We start from the raw sequence: 18,911 nt of genomic DNA, 5'->3' as shown, positions 1-18,911 counted from the left end.
AAATTCACTTAGGGCTTTTTAGTTGATGCGTTTTATTTTATAGATTCAAGATTTAGCGTTTCTGATCCTGGTATTCAATCATTACTGAAATAAATCATCTGTCGGATTCTCGATAAAAATGTTGTCATCAATAACTTCTTCTTTTGCGTATTCTTTTGGCTCTGTTCCTTCGACGAAGTACTCAAACGAAGTGGTATGGTCGGTTTTACGGGTTAATAACCCTGTCGCTAAATCAATTCGAGCAGAAACAATCCCTTTAGGTGGAATAGTCGTTTTCTCCTCGGTGCCTTTTAGCGCCTGATTCATAAAGTCGTTCCAACCTGGTCCTGCAGTTTTAGCGCCAGCTTCGGCACCTGATATTTGGTTTTCGGGTCCATCGGCCACCCAACTTGTACGGCCAAGTCGACGGCTATGATCATCAAAACCAACCCAGAATGTTGAGGTTAATGTAGGATTAAATCCACTAAACCAAGTGTCGCGAGATTCATTGGTGGTACCGGTTTTACCTGCGATGTCGCGACGTTTAATTAATCGTGATGCACGCCAAGCTGTACCATTCCAACCTGTACCTTTGCTCCAATCACCGCCACCCCAAATCACGCTTTTCAGTGCTTCAGTTATCAGGAATGCTGTTTGCTCAGAGATGATTCTAGGCGCATAACGGCTATTTTCATCGCCGCACTGTCCAACAAGCGTATTGGTTTGATCTGCTTGTTCTTTTTCAGGTTCAGCTTGTTGTGAACGAGCAAATTCATCTGCCATCGCTGCAAAAGGATCATTTTCATCGGCTTGAGTAAAATTATCAGCTTCATCGGCTTGTATAGGTGTACAAGCAAGCAGTGGATTTGCTTTTTCAATGACATTATCAAATGAGTCCGTCACTTGCTTAATAAAATAAGGCTCTACGAGGTAGCCGCCATTAGTGAATACGTTAAATGCGGTAACAACCTGCAAAGGAGTAACTGATGGAGAGCCTAATGCGACAGATTCGTTACGTGGTAAATCATCAGGATCGAATCCAAACTCAACTAATTTGGCTATGGTGTCATCTAAACCGATATGTCGCATAGCGCGCACAGACATCACATTGACCGATTGTGCTAGACCGACACGTAAACGGGTTGGGCCACCATATATATCAGGCGAATTTTTTGGGCGCCATGCAGTACCTTGTCGAGTGTCAGGTTTATTAATCGGCGCGTTATTGATTAATGTCGCTAAGTTGTAGTCTTTTTCAAGCGCCGCAGAATAAATAAACGGTTTAATATTCGAACCTAATTGACGTTTAGCTTGAGTGACACGGTTATACTGACTTTGTGTAAAGCTAAAACCACCGACTAATGTTTTAATAGCACCATCACTTGGCTCAAGTGAAACTGTCGCGCTAGATACTTGAGGTATTTGAGATAACTGCCAGTAATCACCGTTATTTCTAATCCATACCTTTTGGCCGACAGCCAAAATGTCCTCGGCTTTTTTAGGTGGCGTTCCTTGGCGTCGATCAGTAATAAATTTACGTGCCCACTTTAAACCATTCCACTCTAGCAGTATCTCTTCGCCTTTAGCGTTTAAGACTGTTGCTTGCTGTTCTTCAACGGCAATAACAGCAGCAGGCATAATGCCTTGCATGGCTGAAGTACTTTTTAAATTGCTGATAATATCGCTGGTGGTCATAGGTTCTGTATTGGTATCTGATGTCGGGTCTGCCGACCATAATTCAGCGATCGGACCTCGATAACCATGACGTTGATCGTAAGCAAAAACATTATCTCGCAATGCACTTTGTGCTTTTAATTGTAAGTCAGACGAAATAGTCGTGTAGACGTTATAGCCATTGGTGTAGGCTTCTTCTTCGCCATATTGTTTCACCATATACTCACGTGCCATTTCTGAAATATAAGGCGCGTATAAGTCGATTTCAGCGCCATGATATTTAGCTGTGATAGGAGAATTAATCGCTTCTTGGTATTGCGCCTCTGTAATGTTGCGCTTTTCTAGCATCCTGCTCAGTACCCAGTTTCGGCGTGTTTTAGCACGCTCAGGGTTTCGAATTGGATTTGCTGCAGAAGGTGCCTGAGGTAAGCCGGCAATCATCGCCATTTCGGGAAGCGATAGTTGAGTTAAATCTTTACCATAATAAACTTGGGCAGCTGCGCCAACACCGTATGCTCTGTTACCGAGGAAAGAACGGTTTAAGTAAAGTGTCAGGATTTCTTCTTTAGAAAGTGCTTTTTCAATTTTTAATGCTAAGAATATTTCTTTTGTTTTACGAATATAGGTCTTTTCACGAGACAAGAAAAAACCACGGGCGACTTGTTGAGTAATCGTACTCGCGCCTTGGCTTTTTTTGCCTGTCGTTACCAAAATGACAGCAGCGCGAACAATACCGATTGGGTCAATACCTTTATGTTCAAAAAAACGAGCATCTTCGGTATCTAATACGGCATTAATTAATTGTTCAGGTACATCCTGGTATTCAACTGGGATTCTTCTTTTCTCACCAAACTGAGAAATAAGTAATCCATCACTACTGTATATTCTTAATGGCGTCTGTAATTTTACCGTTTTAAGGGTATTTACATCCGGTAATTCAGGTAAAAGATAATAATAAGCCCCGACAATCGTGCCGACGCCTAATAAAGTTAAGCTAAATATAGCTATAAGTATTCGTTTTAACCACTTCACCGAAATATTCCAAAAATCATAAATATGCCCGCTAGTATATAAGCGGGAGGGTTTTTGGTGAAGTAAAAACATGAAAACAGAAAAAAACAAGTTGTAAAATTTAGAAACATTTAATACAAATACTTATAACGAGTTGATTTTGTGCTAATCTATTTTAAAATATAAAAAAATAAATGCGATGACGGAATATGCTTTCTAAATTTTGGAAGCGTCAAGCTCCGCAAATGGTCGGAATCGATATTGGTTCCCATGAAGTTAAAGCCATTTTGCTGAGTAAGACCGCTGATGGATATAAAATTCAAAACTATATATCTGCTCCTTTGAGAAAAGGTGCAGTTGTCGATCATGAGATACGTGATTCAGAAGCTGTTATTGAATCATTAAGGCATATTAGGCGTGGGCTGCCAAAAGGAATTAAGTCTGCTGCGGTTGCTGTCTCTGGTTCTGCTGTAATGACCAAAGTGATTTACATGGATGCTTCATTAAATGAAGAAGAAATGGAAGCACAAATTGAAATTGAAGCAGATAACCTTATCCCATATTCACTCGACGAAGTGAGTATCGATTTTGAAACACTCAATGCCAACACAACTGACCCGACGAAAGTTGATGTGTTATTAAGTGCTTGTCGTACAGATAATATTGATTCCAGAATGGATTCATTAGATGCGATTGAACTTGATACTAAGGTAGTGGATGTTGAAGCTTATGCTTTGGGGCGCTCGTCTGAGTTAATCCTTGCTCAACTCCCTGAAGGCGCCAATGAGAAATCTGTTGTATTGGTTGACATTGGAGCCAATATGACCACTTTTGCTGTGGTTGAAAACGGTGAAACAACATTTATTCGTGAGCAAGCTTTCGGTGGTGAATTATTTACCCAGTCGATTCTGTCGTTTTATGGCATGCAATATGACGAAGCTGAAAATGCCAAAATAACGGGTGAACTACCGCGTAATTATATGTTTGAGGTGCTATCGCCTTTTCAAACACAATTATTACAACAGATAAAACGTACACTTCAAATTTATTGTACCGCCAGTGGTAAAGATAAAGTTGATTATATTGTGCTCTGTGGTGGAACTGCAAAACTTGAAGGCATGACAGCATTATTAACTAATGAATTGGGGGTGCATTCTATTGTTGCTGACCCATTCCAAGGTTGTTTACATGCCGATGATGATATTAAAAACCAGCTAGAACCTAGTATTAGTAAATATATGGTTGCATGTGGTTTAGCGCTTAGGAGTTACGCTCAATGGCGAACATAAATCTACTTCCTTGGCGTGAAGAGGCCAGAGAAAAACAAAAAAGAGATTACATTGGTATATTAGCGTTAGTTTTTTTAGTTACCTGTTTAGTTGTATTTTTAGCATTAAGCTTTATTGAAGTGGTCACTGATGATCAACGTCAACGAAATGCATATTTACAATCTGAAATATCTCTATTAGATGCCCAAATTGCAGAAATAAGAAAAATTACGGCTCGTAAGAAAGATATTGAAAGACGAACTAAGATTATATTAAACCTTCAGCAATCTCGAAATTTGCCGACACATGTTTTAGACGAGTTAGTGAGAATTGTGCCTCCTGGAATATATCTGTCGAGTATCGAAAAGAAAGGCAGTTTACTTTGGATTGAAGGTAGAAGTGAATCAAATAACAATGTTGCGAACATGATGAGAAAAGTAAAAACATCGCAATATTTAAATGATCCAAGTATGCAATCGATTATTAGTCAAAACGAAAACTTAAGACAATTACAAAAATTTAGATTGCGAGTGACAATCTTTGATGACACTCAGCCAATAGAGACAACTGAAGGAGGTCGAAAATGAATCTCGACTTAGAGCAGTTTAATGATATTGATTTTGAGAATATTGGTGGTTGGCCGACATTAGTTAAAGTGGTTTTTGCTATTTTTCTTTCATTGATGGTATTGGGAGCAAGTTATTACTTGTTTGTTTCCGATGCACTAGATGTATTAGATCAAGAAGAAAGACAGGAGATAACCCTTAGAGAAGATTTTCAAAATAAATATCGCTTAGCGGCTAACTTGAAATTGTATCGTGAACAACTTGTAGTAATGGAAGCGCAATTTGCTGAGTTACTTAAAATGTTGCCTTCAGAAAATGAAATGCCAGGTCTGTTGGATGATACAACTTTCGTTGCGACAGATGCAGGTCTCCGCATCAATAGTTTGGATTGGGACACTGAAATCGAGCGTGATTTCTACTTAGAGTTCCCGATTAAAATAGCAGTTGTAGGCGACTATCATCAGTTAGGTAACATGGTCAGCGGCGTTGCGAAGTTACCTCGTATCGTGAGTTTGCATGATTTTGTGATAAAACGTGATGACAGCGGCAGTTTATCGATGGATATTCTCGCGAAAACCTATCGATTTAAAGAAGGCGCACAGTTGCCTGCTGAGCAAAATAAGGGGAAGAAATAATGAAATTCTTATCCTTATTATTTCTCGTATTAATGTTAACTGGCTGTATAGGTGATCGCAGTGATTTAGAGTTGTTTGTTACGACGACTAAAGCACAGCATATTGCTCGTATTCCTCCGTTAAAAGAAACACCTAAGTTTGAACACTTTGCCTATCAAGCAGAGTTAATGCGCAGTCCTTTTGTACCACCTTCTCGTGAATTAACAGAGGAAGTGGTGGATACCAGTAGAAATTGTCTTCAACCTGACTTAAAACGTCGTAAAGGTCGTCTTGAAACATATGCAATAGACAATTTAAGAATGCGCGGTACGTTGAGTGAAGATGGAACGACTTGGGCTTTAGTTGAGTCATCTGATGCAAATGTTTATCGCTTAGGGGTCGGTGAGTATCTCGGACTTTACCATGGGAAAATAGGTAAGGTTACACCGCAATATATTGAAATTATAGAATTAATTCCTGATGGTTCAGGTTGCTGGGCTGAAAGAGCAAGCAACTTAGAACTAACTGGCAAATAATGTGCGAAGGATGAGGGAATAATGAAATCTTCTGCCGCGATGCAAACATCGACAAAAAGAATCTCACTACTTAAAACAGTACTTGGTGTTGTTTTAATGATAGGGGCACTACCAAGTGCACTAGCCGCCAATAAGTTAATGGATGTCAAATACCATTCTGTTGTCGATCACCAATTAGAATTAGAGCTTGTTTTCGAATCTGATTTATCTACTCCTGAAGTTGATCTATCGGGCTCACCTGCTCAAATCATATTAAGTTTTGAAGACAGTATTTCAAATCTTGAAAAAGATGACATTACTATTGATAGGGTTGGCGTTGAAGGGCTTAAAACGACACAAGTAGATGGCTCGCTCAATGTTGTTGTTGATCTAACTGAAGTAAAACCTTATCAAGGAAAAGTGGTAGGGAATACGTATCGTTTGACTGTAAATGACACCGCTTCAGGCCCAGATAATGCTGATAATCCTTTTGTTAATGGCATCGAAACGATTGATTTTCGCCGCAATAAAACCGGTGGTGGAGATTTATTAGTACATTTGAATAATCGCTCGGTGGCCGCTAATGTCGCCCAGGTAGGTTCAAAACTCGAAATAAAATTATATAACACTGATATAAAAGGTGAACATTTGTACGTCATGGATGTACAAGACTTTAATACACCAGTGACCAGTTTTGAAACGTTTAAAGATGACTTAACTTCACGCATTATGGTTGATGTCGATGGTAACTATGACTACAACTACAAGCAAGAAGGCAATGTCTTTAAAGTCAGTATTAATAAAGTCGAACGTGCTGCTGTTGCTAAAGAAGATAAGAAATATAATGGTCGTTCTTTATCATTAAACTTCCAAAATATTTCAGTACGAACAGTGCTTCAGATTATTGCTGATTATAACGATTTTAACTTAGTGACCAGTGATACCGTCGAAGGCAACATCACTTTGCGTTTAGATGACGTGCCATGGGATCAAGCGTTAGATTTAATTCTACAAACTAAGGGATTAGATAAGCGTATTGAGGGTAATATCTTAATGGTTGCCCCAAGTGAAGAGCTTGCCACACGTGAGCGTCAAGACCTTGCTAACCAGCAAGAAGTAAAAGAATTAGCACCACTTTATTCTGAATATATCCAAGTTAACTATGCTAAAGCTGTTGATATGGCAGAGTTAATGAAGAGTGCTGATTCAAGTTTATTGTCTAATCGCGGTAGCGTGGCTGTCGATGAACGTACTAATACTTTGTTAGTCAAAGACACTGCTGATTCGCTAGAAACTATTCACCGTTTAGTTGAAGTGCTTGATATCCCAATTAAGCAAGTATTGATTGAAGCACGTATGGTGACAGTCAAAGATAACGTCTCTGAAGATCTTGGTATTCGTTGGGGTATTACTGACCAGCAAGGTGACAAGGGAACATCTGGGTCACTAGAAGGCGCGAATGATATCGTAGCAGGTGTCATTCCAGCGTTAAGTGACCGCTTAAATGTTAATTTACCTTCGTCTGCATCAAATGCTGCAAGTATTGCCTTTAGTGTGGCTAAAATGGCCGATGGTACAGTGCTTGATTTAGAGTTAAGTGCTTTAGAGCAAGAAAACAAAGGTGAGATTATTGCAAGTCCGCGTATTACTACCTCTAATCAAAAATCAGCTTATATTGAGCAAGGTGTGGAAATTCCATATGTTGAATCAGCATCAAGTGGTGCAACAACAGTTTCATTTAAGAAAGCAGTACTTTCATTAAAGGTTACCCCTCAAATTACTCCAGATGACCGCGTGATACTTGATTTAGAAATCACTCAAGATACTCGTGGTGAGACTGTGCAAACTGGTACTGGTGAAGCAGTATCAATTGATACACAACGTATTGGAACGCAAGTGCTTGTTGATAACGGTGAAACGATTGTTCTGGGTGGTATTTATCAGCAGAACCTCATTAGCCGCGTCAGTAAAGTTCCTGTTTTAGGTGATATTCCATTAGTTGGTTTCTTATTTAGAAACACTTCTGATAGTAATGAACGTCAAGAGCTGTTGATTTTCGTGACACCAAAAATTGTCACTGAACAGCTATAAATAGATACAAATAAAAATACCAGCTTATTGCTGGTATTTTTTTGTCTATTTTTTACCTAGTGGATTGATTCTATTATCAAGAATAAAAAATATCTCATAAGTTGTTTGCCTCTAATGAAACGCTAATAAAGATTTATTTTAAGAATCTTGGGTTAATTCATCAACATTACTTGCAACATCGGTCATATAACTGAGATAATCCTTCGTCAAGTCTCATTAGAGCAAGGTTAAATTATAGGTCGGCTTGAGTTTAAGTCGATAAGGCATACATTTCATATAAGATTCAGACGTATATATAATGGCTGAAAAACGCAATATTTTTCTGGTAGGCCCAATGGGCGCAGGCAAAAGCACAATTGGTCGCCATTTGGCCCAAATGCTGCATTTAGATTTCCACGATTCAGATCACGAGATTGAGAAACGCACAGGTGCAGATATTGCCTGGGTGTTTGACGTTGAAGGCGAAGAAGGTTTTCGTGTACGTGAAGCTCAAGTCATCGCTGACCTTTCGGAAAAGCAAGGCATTGTCCTAGCTACTGGCGGCGGATCTGTACAAAGTAAAGACATTCGTAATCATTTGTCGGCTCGCGGTATCGTTGTATACCTAGAGACAACAATCGATAAGCAAGTGGCTCGTACTCAACGCGATAAGCGTCGACCTTTATTACAGGTTGATGATCCACGTGAAGTGCTTGAGAATCTTGCTGATGTCCGTAATCCTTTATACGAAGAGATTGCTGATGTTATCGTTAAGACAGATGAGCAAAGCGCGAAAATAGTCGCAAATCAAATCATTGAGCAACTCGGTTTTTAGGTAGGTTTATGCAGCAAGTTCAGGTTGAATTAGGTATACGAAGTTATCCCATTTTTATTGGCCAGAATTTATTGCAGCAAAACGCTTATTTCTCCGATTACCTTTCTGGTAAAAAAGCACTCATTGTCACCAATGACACTATAGCTCCGTTGTACTTAGAACAAGTTCAACAAGCTATGGCGAGTTGTGGTGAAGTGGGTGTTGTTGTGCTGCCTGATGGAGAGAGGTTTAAAGATCTCACTCATTTGGATTTAATATTTTCTGCTTTGTTAGAAAATAATTTTGCACGTGATTGTGTGATAGTTGCATTAGGTGGCGGTGTCGTAGGCGACATGGCTGGCTTTGCTGCATCTTGCTATCAGCGAGGCGTGGAATTTATTCAGGTTCCTACAACCTTGCTGTCCCAAGTTGACTCCTCAGTTGGCGGTAAAACCGCAGTTAATCATCCTTTAGGTAAAAACATGATCGGGGCATTTTATCAGCCTCAATCTGTCATTATCGATACTAATTGTTTAGCTACATTACCTGCAAAAGAATTTGCTGCAGGCATGGCTGAAGTGATTAAGTACGGTATTATTTGGGATGCTGACTTCTTTAGTTGGTTAGAGCAAAATGTTGAGCAGCTAAAGTCGCTTGATAACGACGCCCTTACTTATGCGATTGCAAAATGTTGTCAAATTAAGGCTGATGTCGTTGCTGAAGATGAAACCGAGCGCGGTGTTAGAGCGTTATTGAACCTTGGCCATACCTTTGGTCATGCTATAGAAGCTGAAATGGGTTATGGTGTTTGGCTTCATGGCGAAGCAGTTGCTACCGGTACCATAATGGCAGCATTAACATCGTTAAAACTAGGCTTAATTCAGCAAGCTGATTTCGATAGAGTTGTTCGCATAATGGAAGCGTTTGATTTACCCGTAACCTCTCCTGAAACCATGATGTTTGAAAGTTATATCAAGCACATGCAACGTGATAAAAAAGTATTAGCGGGCCAAATTCGTTTGGTACTACCCACTTCAATAGGCACTGCTGATGTATTCTCTGATGTAAAAGAGTCATTACTTGCAGAAGTGATTAGCGAAGTTTAACTTGTAGTGTAAGTCTAATGGTGGGCTTTTGGATATCCAACAAACGCTATTATTACCTTCTCAGGAATCTTTAGTTCAGCGACTAGAGCATATTGCTAGTTATAGTGAACAACTGGTATTAGTGTCGGGTTCTAAAGGCTCAGGTAAAACCACGTTAGTTACTGCCCTAGCAAGTGAATTAGATAACTATAACTCCGCATTAGTTATCTGCCCCATGCATGCTGAAAGCGCCGAAATTCGACGCAAAATCCTTGTTCAATTAATTTCTTCTCCCATTTTTGATGATGCCTTACCCTTAGCTGATACCTTGTTAAGGATCCAATCTAGCCTGACTAAGCCATTGCATATCATTATTGATGATGCGCAATATATGTCACGTGAGTTATGGGCTGAGTGTTTAGTGCTGACGCAATTGAAGTGTGCTGGTAAACCTATTTCAATTACTTTTACTGTTGAGCCAGATTCATTTGCTGATTTGAGTTATGAATTAACAGAAACGATGCAATCACTTCTACTGCACGTTGAAGTTGAGCCTTTGTCATTAGCTGAACGTGAAGGCTTATATAGAACCCTATTAATAAGAAGTAACAGAACTCCATTTATCCCTCGTGAAATTATCCAAGCGCAGATTGAAAAACAATCCGGCACTCCTGCAGAAGTTATCGAGCTTTTAAAAAAAGCATTGGAAGATGAACCTGTAGTCGCAAAGAAATGGACCAACAATCTAACATCGATTGTACCCTTGGGCTTAATATTGCTTATCGGTTTATTCGTTGTTGGGTTCTATTTTTATCAGAGTGAGCAACAAGCTGAAATTGAACGGGATAAAAATAGTGAGATGGTCGATTTCTTACCTTTTACAGCGCCAGTAAACGCACCTCAATGGTTTATCTTTGACTACGGCAAGTCATTAATAGCCCGAGTTTTTACTGATACTTCATCTCAAGTAATAACGCATCAAATAAGCTTAGATAATGATACTTCTGTTGATACATTACTCATAATTTCTCCTGTTTCAGCTGACGATATCACTCAGCAATTAACTGCAGAAGATACTGTCAATTTAGTTGATGAGATTGCCGAAATGGATAAGGCAGAAGACGTTAATCTAGTTGATAACCAGAATGTACAACTGTCAGATGTTGCTGAAGAACAAACGATTGTTGAAAGAGATAAGCTTGAAATTATCAAGGACGATGACGACAAAGTTGCCCACACTGATAAATTAACTGACAGGGCTGGATATACATTACAGATAGCCAGTGTTCGTGAAGAAAAGTCGCTGAAGAACATTCTCACAAAACTAGAGATCCATCAATCTAGTGCAGCAGAATTAGTGCAGGCAAAATATAAGAATCGCCATATTGTTTTATTCGGGCAATTTGAAAGCACAGAACAAGCTTTACAAGAATCAGAAACATTACAACAACAGCTTGGATTAAGTGCACCTTGGATAAGGAAATGGAGCGATCTGAAAGGATACGAAATCAAATCGAATTAATCGCTTAAAAAGCCATTCGATTTGGTGATTCAAACAATGATTATTCTTATTAAAAAGAGTACAATCATCTGCTTTAATTTTGCTAGTAACCGGTATTCATGACTAAAAAGCATAGAGCCTTTCTTAAGTGGGCGGGTGGAAAATTTAAACTCGTTGACGAGCTAGCAAAACATTTACCTCAAGGTAAAAGACTAATAGAACCATTTGTTGGTGCTGGTTCAGTATTTTTAAATACTGACTATGACGAGTACCTGCTATGCGATATTAATCATGATTTAATCAATCTCTATAATATTGTTAAAAATGAACCTGATGCTTATATCGCTGCCGCTAAGGCGATGTTTGTTCCAGAAATGAATGATAAAGAACAATATTACCGAATTCGTGCCGAATTCAATCAAACAAAAGATCCTTTCAAACGCTCGGTATATTTCCTTTATATGAACCGTCATGGGTTTAATGGCTTATGTCGTTATAATCGAAAAGGCGGCTTTAACGTGCCTTTCGGATCATATAAAAAGCCTTACTTTCCAGAAGATGAGTTACGCTATTTTTCTAGTAAAGCGAAAAAAGCGACATTTCATTGTGTGAGCTATGAACAAGCATTTGAGATGTCGAATTCTGGTGACGTAATTTATTGCGACCCTCCTTATGCTCCGCTATCAACAACTGCAAGCTTTACAACCTATGTTGGTCCAGGTTTTAGCTTAGATGATCAAGCTTTATTAGCGAGACAGTCACGCCATACTGCCCTTGAACGTGACATTCCAGTATTGATCAGTAATCATGATATTCCACTGACGCGTGAACTTTATCGTGGGGCAAAATTAGCTTCAATTGCAGTGCAGCGTAATATTAGTCAGAAAGGTAGTTCGCGCAAGAAAGTAGACGAAATAATGGCGCTGTATGATCATCATTATCAAGAAGTGATCGATTAATTTTCGATATGCGTAGATGAGTTTATGAAATTACTTAGAAAATTTTTTTTAGGGCCTGTCAGCTTAAGACTTGATTCACGATAAAGATCAAAGACAAAATCATTAATGCAGCTAATGCTATTCCCATAAATATAAATGGGAGAGGGGAACTGTTTTGGTTAAAGTCTCGCTGGCGATTATCTTCAGTCTGCACCCCAAAAAAAGCAGCGACAGTGCTGGTAAAAACACGCCAAATCGACATTAAATAGCGTTCGGGTTATTTGCTGGCATATCACTGATAGGTTTACTTTTTTCACTACCGTGCAGTAATTCTAGCAAATCTAAGAAATGAAACTGACTTGAGCGGCTATTACCTGTAACCCAGCTACCCCAACTGACATTATCAGATTGAGTTGCACAACGGTTATTTGGATGGCTGCTAGGTAAGCTAGAATTATAGGTGGCTGTATCAGTACAAGCACAGTTTTCTGCAAATAGCTGCTCGCGGTTATCGGATGAGGCGAAATAAGCGACAAACATTAACGCGCTTGCTGAGAAAATACTTAATACAGGCTTTAACGTCACTTTACCTGTCTGGTAAGTGTTCATTTTTCGCTGACTGCACATCATAAGGGCTATCCTTGTCTCATACTTTCAGAATGAATAAAAAAACGTGTCCTAGATAACTCTATACGATCCAACAAGATGTAAGGATCAGTAACTATAAATATAAAAATGACACAGTGACGTAAGTCGCATTATAGCAAATTTGTCTAGTTAATGAACATCCATGATATGTGATCCAGATCAATTTAATACTTACAGATTATTAATATTTACATTTATTGACGCTAACAAAGTTTTATTACTGTTTGTGACTAGAGCGTTTTCTCTGCAAAGGGTAAAATAATGCCACTTTAAACAGCTTCGAGAAGACTATGCGTCCATTTCTGATTGCTCCATCTATTTTATCTGCCGATTTCGCCCGTTTAGGTGATGATGTTCAAGCCGTACTAGATGCAGGCGCTGACGTTGTTCATTTTGATGTGATGGATAACCATTATGTACCTAATTTAACCATAGGCCCGATGGTGTGTCAGGCTTTACGTGACTTTGGTATTACTGCTGACATCGATGTGCATCTAATGGTGAAGCCTGTTGATCGCATCATTCCAGATTTTGCTAAAGCAGGTGCTTCTATTATTACTTTCCACCCTGAAGCTTCTGAGCACTTAGACAGAAGCCTACAGTTAATTAAAGAATCAGGCTGCAAGGCCGGTTTAGTCTTTAATCCAGGTACACCACTGCATTACCTTGATCATGTTATGGACAAACTGGATGTGATTTTATTGATGTCGGTTAACCCAGGGTTTGGCGGGCAATCATTTATTCCGTCTACTTTAGATAAATTGAAACAAGTGCGCGCTAAAATTGATGCGAGTGGTTTTGATATCCGTCTTGAAGTTGATGGTGGTGTTAAAGTCGATAATATTGCTGAAATCGCTGCAGCTGGTGCTGATATGTTTGTTGCTGGTTCAGCCATTTTTAATCAGCCAGATTATAAAACCGTGGTTGATGAAATGCGTTTAGAACTTGCTAAAGTTGACGCTTAATCATGGCTGATTTTACTAAGGTTAAAGCAATCGCTTTTGACTTAGACGGAACGCTTATTGACAGCGTGCCAGACTTAGCAGCGGCCACTCAAGCGACTTTGTTAGAACTTGGATTGACAACATGTTCTGAAGCTCAAGTCAGAAATTGGGTCGGTAATGGCGCTAAGGTGTTAATGCAAAGGGCTTTACAGCATGCATACAGCACTGACAATAACTTAAGTCATGAAGTGTCAGGCGCGACGCTCAATGCCGCAATGCCAGTCTTTATGGAGCATTACCAACAACACCTTCAAAAACATAGTCGGTTATATACTGGGGTGTTAGATACTTTAACTGCCTTAAAAGCATTAGGGTACACCTTAGCAATCGTGACGAATAAACCTCACCATTTCACCGTGCCGCTATTGTCTGCATTTGAAATCGATGAGCTGTTTAATTTGGTATTGGGCGGCGATTCTCTCGCTAAAATGAAACCTGATCCTATGCCGCTTCAGCATATTTTAGCTGAATGGCAACTTGAACCCGAGCAACTATTAATGGTTGGTGATTCAAAAAATGACATATTTGCAGCTAAAGCTGCTGGAGTTAGCTCGATAGGCTTGACCTATGGGTACAACTACGGTGAAGATATTGGCCTAAGCGGTCCGACTGCGGTATGTGAACAATTTAATGAGATTTTAGCCTTACTACCTTCAGTTAACACTAACGGCTAAAACTAAAAGCTAAATCAATGGAGCAATAAAACAAATGACTGCAAAACCTATCGTGTTTAGTGGTGCTCAACCTTCAGGTGAGCTAAGTATCGGAAACTACATGGGCGCGCTTCGTCAGTGGGTTAATATGCAAGACAGCCACGATTGTATTTATTGTGTTGTTGATTTACATGCCATTACAGTGCGACAAGATCCTGTAAAGCTGCGTGCAGCTTGTTATGACACGCTAGCAATTTATTTAGCTTGTGGTATCGACCCAGACAAAAGCACTGTGTTTTTACAGTCTCAAGTACCGCAACATACTCAATTAGGCTGGGCACTGAACTGTTACACCCAAATGGGTGAGCTTAACCGCATGACGCAGTTTAAAGATAAGTCGCAAAAACACGCTAATAACATCAACGTGGGCTTATTTGATTATCCGGTATTAATGGCTGCAGATATCTTACTTTATCAAGCTAATGAAGTGCCTGTAGGTCAGGACCAAAAGCAACATTTAGAACTTTCTCGCGATATCGCGACTCGTTTTAATAATGCTTACGGTGACACCTTTGTTGTACCTGAGCCGTTTATTCCAGAAACGGGTGCACGGGTCATGTCATTACAAGATCCAACCAAGAAAATGTCTAAGTCAGACGATAATCGGAATAATGTTATTGGCTTACTTGATGATCCTAAAGCGATTATGAAGAAAGTTAAAAAAGCGATGACAGACAGTGAAGAGCCACCAGTAGTGCGTTTTGACGTAGAAGAAAAGCCAGGTGTATCTAACTTATTAAGCTTAATGTCTGGCTGTAATGGCCAATCAATCGGGTCGATTGAAAAAGACTTTGAAGGCAAAATGTATGGTCACTTAAAAGTGGCAACGGGTGAAGCTGTTGTCGAGATGCTTGAGCCATTACAAGAGCGCTTCCACAAGTTCAGAGCCGATGAAGAATATCTTGATTCTGTATTTAAAGCAGGTGCAGAAAAAGCCAAGGTTCGCGCAGAAGCCACAATCAAAAAAGTGTACGAAAAAATCGGCATGATTGTGTAGAGCCTATTAAAATTGGTAGTCGTAAAAGCCAGCATCATGCTGGCTTTTTTGTTTTATAAACCCGACTGAGTCTGCGTTTTTAACCAATCAATAAAACAAGCTATGGCAGGTTCGCGTTGCCTACGTTGTTTACAGCTAAAGTTGAAGTTAAAGCCCGTTAATAAATCGGGTAAATCAAGGGCAATTAATCGTCCTGAGCGTATGTCATCTTTAACCATAAAGTCAGACGCGAGTGCAATACCTTGGTGAACAATTGCTGCCTCTATAGCAAATAAGACATGGCTGAATATATGCTGTTGCTGCTCCACTGATTGGGTTAAGTGGTTTACCTCAAACCAACGCTGCCAATCAATGCCTAATGGTCCTTCATCAACAGTGAGCAATACAGCACTCGCTAAGCAACTTTTTAACTCTTGGGTGGATTGAGCTGGCTTAATTAACCATTTAGCTATGTACTCAGGGCTTGCTACTGGAATTAAGCGCTCTTTATGCAATGTGAAATGACGGTAACCTTTATGGTTTGATTGACCTGAAATAAACATGTCGGCGACGCTATCGCTTAATTGTGGATCATTGGCAATCATTTCCAAACGTAAATCAATTTGTGGTTGAAGTTGACGGAACTCACTTAATCTAGGTATCAGCCATTTAACTGCAAATGAACTGTAGACAGCTAAACGTAACTGTTGGTTTTCATCGCCAACTATTTTCCGGCTGATGTCATCTAATTGATTGAATGAAATCTCAGCTTGCTCAAACAGTAGCGCGCCTTTATCAGTTAATTCTAACTGTCTAGTATTACGAATAAACAGCACTTCACCATAATACTCTTCAAGCTGTTTAATTTGGTGTGATACCGCACTTTGGGTAATACAAAGCTCATCAGCAGCTTTCGAAAAGTGCTGCAAGCGAGCTGCGGATTCAAAAACTTGTAAAGACCGCAATGGAGGAAGCTTTCTCATTGTCGTACCACTCAGCAAAAGTAGATGTGAATAAATAATGGGTAATAATCATATTTATGAATTTAGCTCATGAATGGGTAATAAACATCATTTCAGTTGCAGAAACTTGCAAGATATCATGCTTTTTTATTTAACCTGAAATCGGGATAAGAAGTTAGTTAAACTGTTGAATTATTACATGTTTGCTTTCAATCTTATTCTAGAGAGATATTTTTGCTTAGAACAAGGCAAATTTGTGCGTCAATAGCTGGCCTATTGCAAAAAAATTTAACGCCGTTATCAGTAAAAATAACCTCTAGAAAGCAAGTTGTTATCCCGAGCTCAGGTTTTTTAGGTTGTCTGTTAATTTGAGCGTATAAAGCCATGAAGCCACATGTCGTCATTGCATCATTGATATTAGTATTGGGAAATATTTTCAGCGCCTTATACGATGTATCAATTAAATGGTTACCACAAGATGCTGATGTGGTGACATTTTTACTTATACGCCAGCTAGGTTGCGTGTTAATGCTGTTGCCTTTGTGGCTTATAGCTCGCAGACCAAATACCGCAGATATTAAATTACAATTACTACGCTCAAACATAGGTGTAGTGACATCGATAACTTTAGTGGTCGGGTTATTGTCACTACCTTTGGCTACAGTGAGTTCTTTATTTTTCTCTGCGCCTATTATCATCATAGTATTAGGCCATTTTCGGCTTAAAGAACAAGTGAGAATGAGTCAGTGGCTGATCACTTTACTGGGGTTTGTGGGAATTATTATCTTACTTCGGCCGTCAGAAATGAATTGGGCGGGGCTGGTGGTATTAATTGCCGCAGTGACATTTTCTGTTAATCAGATTACTTTACGAAAATTACCCAAAACGGACTCACCTATTGTGACATTGATGCTTTATAACCTGTTGAGTATTCCTGTGTTAGTTATCATCGGGGCCAGCATAGGTTTCGGTCACATATCTTGGTCACTGAGCGGTTTATCCATTGTCAGCAACATCTTTATTTTGGCTTATCACCTGTGCTGTATTTTTGCATACCGAAATGCCAAAGCCAGTGATATCGCGGTAGCAGAGTACTCTGGCCTACTGTTTTGTATCTTCTTCGGTTGGCTGTGGTTTGGTGAATGGTTAGATGCATTAAGTTGGGTTGGTGCTAGCTTAATTGTGCTACCCAGCTTAGTGATACCATTTGCAATTAGATACTTTGCAGTTCGTTCAACTAAGGCTTTAGCAAGCTAACGCTTCGTTAAGCTAAGTCTTCGTTAAACTAACGTTTCTTTAAGCTTACAATAGCTAAAAAAATTCATCGGACCAAGAGTGCGATGAATTTTTAGTTTCAGAAGTGAGTGGGGTACTTTTGAGTGAGCTATTCTGGTTCAATATATTCAAAAACCTTTATCACCTTTCTCACGCCAGAAGTATTACGAGTCACTTCTACAGCGAGATCAGCTTGATCACGAGCGATTAATCCAAGTAAAAAGACTTCGCCATTCTCAGTCACTACTTTTACCCGTGTGACATCTAGCTTGGATTCGTTCAGCATACGGGTTTTAACCTTGGTAGTGATCCACGTATCGTTACTGCGTGTAGTAAACGATGTAGGATTACCAATGCGAATTTGGTTATGCAACTTACCGCCGATCTCTAACTCCTGAACGACTTTAACTGCCTTATCGCGCAGCATAGAGTTAGGTGATTGACCAATCATTAATACATTACTATTCAACACCACACCGGTAATATTGGTCTGGTTATGGATGTCTTCATGTTTTGACAATGCACTGGTGATTTCAAAATCGGCATTAGTATCGCTAATTTGGGTAGACATGCTTCGCTCATCGTTGACCATTTTAGCACCACCAACAGCACCCACCATAACAACACCAGCACAGCCCTGAAGTAGGAACAGTATTGCTATGGTAAAAACTGCTTTTATCATGCTTGATCTTCCTGAGGGAACAGAGTGCGGTCAATGTTGTCGCATAAGCAGTGAATGACTAATAAGTGAACTTCCTGAATACGAGCTGTCACATTTGAAGGAACACGTACTTCAACGTCGCCTTCGCTCATGAAACCAGCCATAGCACCACCGTCTTTACCGGTTAACGCAACAATCGTCATATCACGTCCTAATGCAGCTTCCATCGCTTTAATCACGTTGCCAGAGTTACCACTGGTCGAGATAGCTAATAAAATATCACCAGGTTGACCCAGTGCCATGATTTGCTTTGAGTAAATCTCATCGTAGCTGTAATCATTTGCGATAGCTGTGATGGTTGAAGTATCACAACTGAGTGCGATAGCAGGTAATGGCGGACGTTCAATTTCGTAACGGTTTAGTAATTCTGCAGAAAAATGCTGTGCATCGCCAGCACTACCACCATTACCGCATGCAAGAATCTTATTACCGCTTAACAGGCATTGCACCATCATCTCAGCCGCTTTTTCGATCGACTCAGGCAATGCTTCTGCTGCATCAATTTTAGTTTGAATTGATTCTGTGAAGCTGTCTTTAATACGTTCTAACATGGTTAAATCCTTACTCGCTAAAAGTG

19 protein-coding genes are annotated in these 18,911 nt (G+C 39.6%); 13 read left to right on the top strand and 6 right to left on the bottom strand.

The genetic code is table 11. The features are described from left to right. Window positions 1–81: 81 nt before the first annotated feature. Complete coding sequence (locus tag L2735_RS12290) at window positions 82–2,685, bottom strand: penicillin-binding protein 1A (protein WP_248984990.1); 2,604 nt, start codon at window positions 2,683–2,685, stop codon at window positions 82–84. A gap of 188 nt (window positions 2,686–2,873) precedes the next feature. On the opposite strand from L2735_RS12290, the gene L2735_RS12285 reads away from it, so the two are divergent. The 9 genes from L2735_RS12285 (at window position 2,874) to L2735_RS12245 (ending at window position 12,056) form a co-directional block, all read left to right on the top strand. Continuing rightward, the gene (locus tag L2735_RS12285; protein ID WP_248984989.1) at window positions 2,874–3,953 is read left to right on the top strand and encodes a pilus assembly protein PilM; all 1,080 of its coding nucleotides are present in this window, start codon (window positions 2,874–2,876) and stop codon (window positions 3,951–3,953) included. Next, window positions 3,941–4,519 carry a PilN domain-containing protein gene (locus L2735_RS12280; RefSeq protein WP_248984988.1) on the top strand — a complete coding sequence of 193 codons (579 nt, stop codon included), beginning with the start codon at window positions 3,941–3,943 and terminating at the stop codon, window positions 4,517–4,519. The genes L2735_RS12285 and L2735_RS12280 overlap by 13 nt, the downstream gene beginning before the upstream one ends. Then, on the top strand, window positions 4,516–5,133 hold the full coding sequence (locus L2735_RS12275; RefSeq protein ID WP_248984987.1) for a type IV pilus inner membrane component PilO: 618 nt from the start codon (window positions 4,516–4,518) through the stop codon (window positions 5,131–5,133). Before L2735_RS12280 ends, L2735_RS12275 begins: the two co-directional genes overlap by 4 nt. After that, window positions 5,133–5,648: a pilus assembly protein PilP gene (locus L2735_RS12270; RefSeq protein WP_248984986.1), complete on the top strand. Its 516-nt coding sequence runs from the start codon at window positions 5,133–5,135 to the stop codon at window positions 5,646–5,648. The genes L2735_RS12275 and L2735_RS12270 overlap by 1 nt, the downstream gene beginning before the upstream one ends. Window positions 5,649–5,669: 21 nt before the next feature. After that, on the top strand, window positions 5,670–7,718 hold the full coding sequence (locus L2735_RS12265; RefSeq protein WP_248984985.1) for a type IV pilus secretin PilQ: 2,049 nt from the start codon (window positions 5,670–5,672) through the stop codon (window positions 7,716–7,718). Between the two features lie 298 nt (window positions 7,719–8,016). Next, window positions 8,017–8,532, top strand: coding sequence for a shikimate kinase AroK (aroK, locus tag L2735_RS12260; RefSeq protein ID WP_248984984.1), 516 nt, complete (start codon window positions 8,017–8,019; stop codon window positions 8,530–8,532). An 8-nt stretch (window positions 8,533–8,540) separates the two neighbouring features. Then, window positions 8,541–9,617, top strand: coding sequence for a 3-dehydroquinate synthase (aroB, locus tag L2735_RS12255; RefSeq protein ID WP_248984983.1), 1,077 nt, complete (start codon window positions 8,541–8,543; stop codon window positions 9,615–9,617). Window positions 9,618–9,645: 28 nt separating this feature from the next. Then, on the top strand, window positions 9,646–11,118 hold the full coding sequence (locus L2735_RS12250) for an AAA family ATPase (RefSeq protein WP_248984982.1): 1,473 nt from the start codon (window positions 9,646–9,648) through the stop codon (window positions 11,116–11,118). Window positions 11,119–11,216: 98 nt separating this feature from the next. Beyond that, window positions 11,217–12,056, top strand: a complete 840-nt coding sequence (locus L2735_RS12245) for a Dam family site-specific DNA-(adenine-N6)-methyltransferase (RefSeq protein WP_248984981.1) — start codon at window positions 11,217–11,219, stop codon at window positions 12,054–12,056. A 58-nt stretch (window positions 12,057–12,114) separates the two neighbouring features. Here the strand turns inward: L2735_RS12245 and L2735_RS12240 are convergent, their stop codons facing one another. Both L2735_RS12240 and L2735_RS12235 read right to left on the bottom strand, forming a co-directional pair. Next, window positions 12,115–12,297 (bottom strand): DUF2970 domain-containing protein, encoded by a 183-nt coding sequence (locus L2735_RS12240; RefSeq protein ID WP_153914668.1) that lies wholly within the window; start codon window positions 12,295–12,297, stop codon window positions 12,115–12,117. Further along, window positions 12,297–12,665: a hypothetical protein gene (locus L2735_RS12235; protein ID WP_248984980.1), complete on the bottom strand. Its 369-nt coding sequence runs from the start codon at window positions 12,663–12,665 to the stop codon at window positions 12,297–12,299. The genes L2735_RS12240 and L2735_RS12235 overlap by 1 nt, the downstream gene beginning before the upstream one ends. 308 nt (window positions 12,666–12,973) lie before the next feature. Between L2735_RS12235 and rpe the strand changes: the two genes are divergently transcribed. Genes rpe through trpS form a run of 3 tightly spaced genes read left to right on the top strand, consistent with a single transcriptional unit; the run spans window position 12,974 to window position 15,397 of the window. After that, the gene (gene rpe, locus L2735_RS12230; RefSeq protein WP_248984979.1) at window positions 12,974–13,648 is read left to right on the top strand and encodes a ribulose-phosphate 3-epimerase; all 675 of its coding nucleotides are present in this window, start codon (window positions 12,974–12,976) and stop codon (window positions 13,646–13,648) included. A 2-nt stretch (window positions 13,649–13,650) separates the two neighbouring features. Beyond that, on the top strand, window positions 13,651–14,361 hold the full coding sequence (locus L2735_RS12225; protein WP_248984978.1) for a phosphoglycolate phosphatase: 711 nt from the start codon (window positions 13,651–13,653) through the stop codon (window positions 14,359–14,361). A 34-nt stretch (window positions 14,362–14,395) separates the two neighbouring features. Next, entirely contained in the window at window positions 14,396–15,397 is a 1,002-nt protein-coding gene (trpS, locus tag L2735_RS12220) for a tryptophan--tRNA ligase (RefSeq protein WP_248984977.1), read from the top strand. Between the two features lie 53 nt (window positions 15,398–15,450). Here the strand turns inward: trpS and L2735_RS12215 are convergent, their stop codons facing one another. Continuing rightward, window positions 15,451–16,359, bottom strand: a complete 909-nt coding sequence (locus L2735_RS12215) for a LysR substrate-binding domain-containing protein (protein ID WP_248984976.1) — start codon at window positions 16,357–16,359, stop codon at window positions 15,451–15,453. A 363-nt stretch (window positions 16,360–16,722) separates the two neighbouring features. Between L2735_RS12215 and L2735_RS12210 the strand changes: the two genes are divergently transcribed. Next, window positions 16,723–17,595 (top strand): DMT family transporter, encoded by an 873-nt coding sequence (locus L2735_RS12210; protein ID WP_248984975.1) that lies wholly within the window; start codon window positions 16,723–16,725, stop codon window positions 17,593–17,595. Window positions 17,596–17,722: 127 nt separating this feature from the next. Here the strand turns inward: L2735_RS12210 and L2735_RS12205 are convergent, their stop codons facing one another. Together L2735_RS12205 and L2735_RS12200 are read right to left on the bottom strand one after the other, a co-directional pair. Continuing rightward, window positions 17,723–18,295, bottom strand: coding sequence for a BON domain-containing protein (locus L2735_RS12205; RefSeq protein WP_248984974.1), 573 nt, complete (start codon window positions 18,293–18,295; stop codon window positions 17,723–17,725). Continuing rightward, on the bottom strand, window positions 18,292–18,885 hold the full coding sequence (locus L2735_RS12200) for a phosphoheptose isomerase (protein ID WP_248984973.1): 594 nt from the start codon (window positions 18,883–18,885) through the stop codon (window positions 18,292–18,294). Before L2735_RS12200 ends, L2735_RS12205 begins: the two co-directional genes overlap by 4 nt. Between the last annotated feature and the right edge of the window lie 26 nt (window positions 18,886–18,911).

The sequence above is a fragment of the Shewanella olleyana genome (genome assembly GCF_023283825.1).
Taxonomy (GTDB): Bacteria; Pseudomonadota; Gammaproteobacteria; order Enterobacterales; family Shewanellaceae; genus Shewanella; species Shewanella olleyana.
The sequence above is the reverse complement of the archived record's forward strand: the minus strand, read 5'-3'. Positions and strand labels throughout refer to the sequence as shown.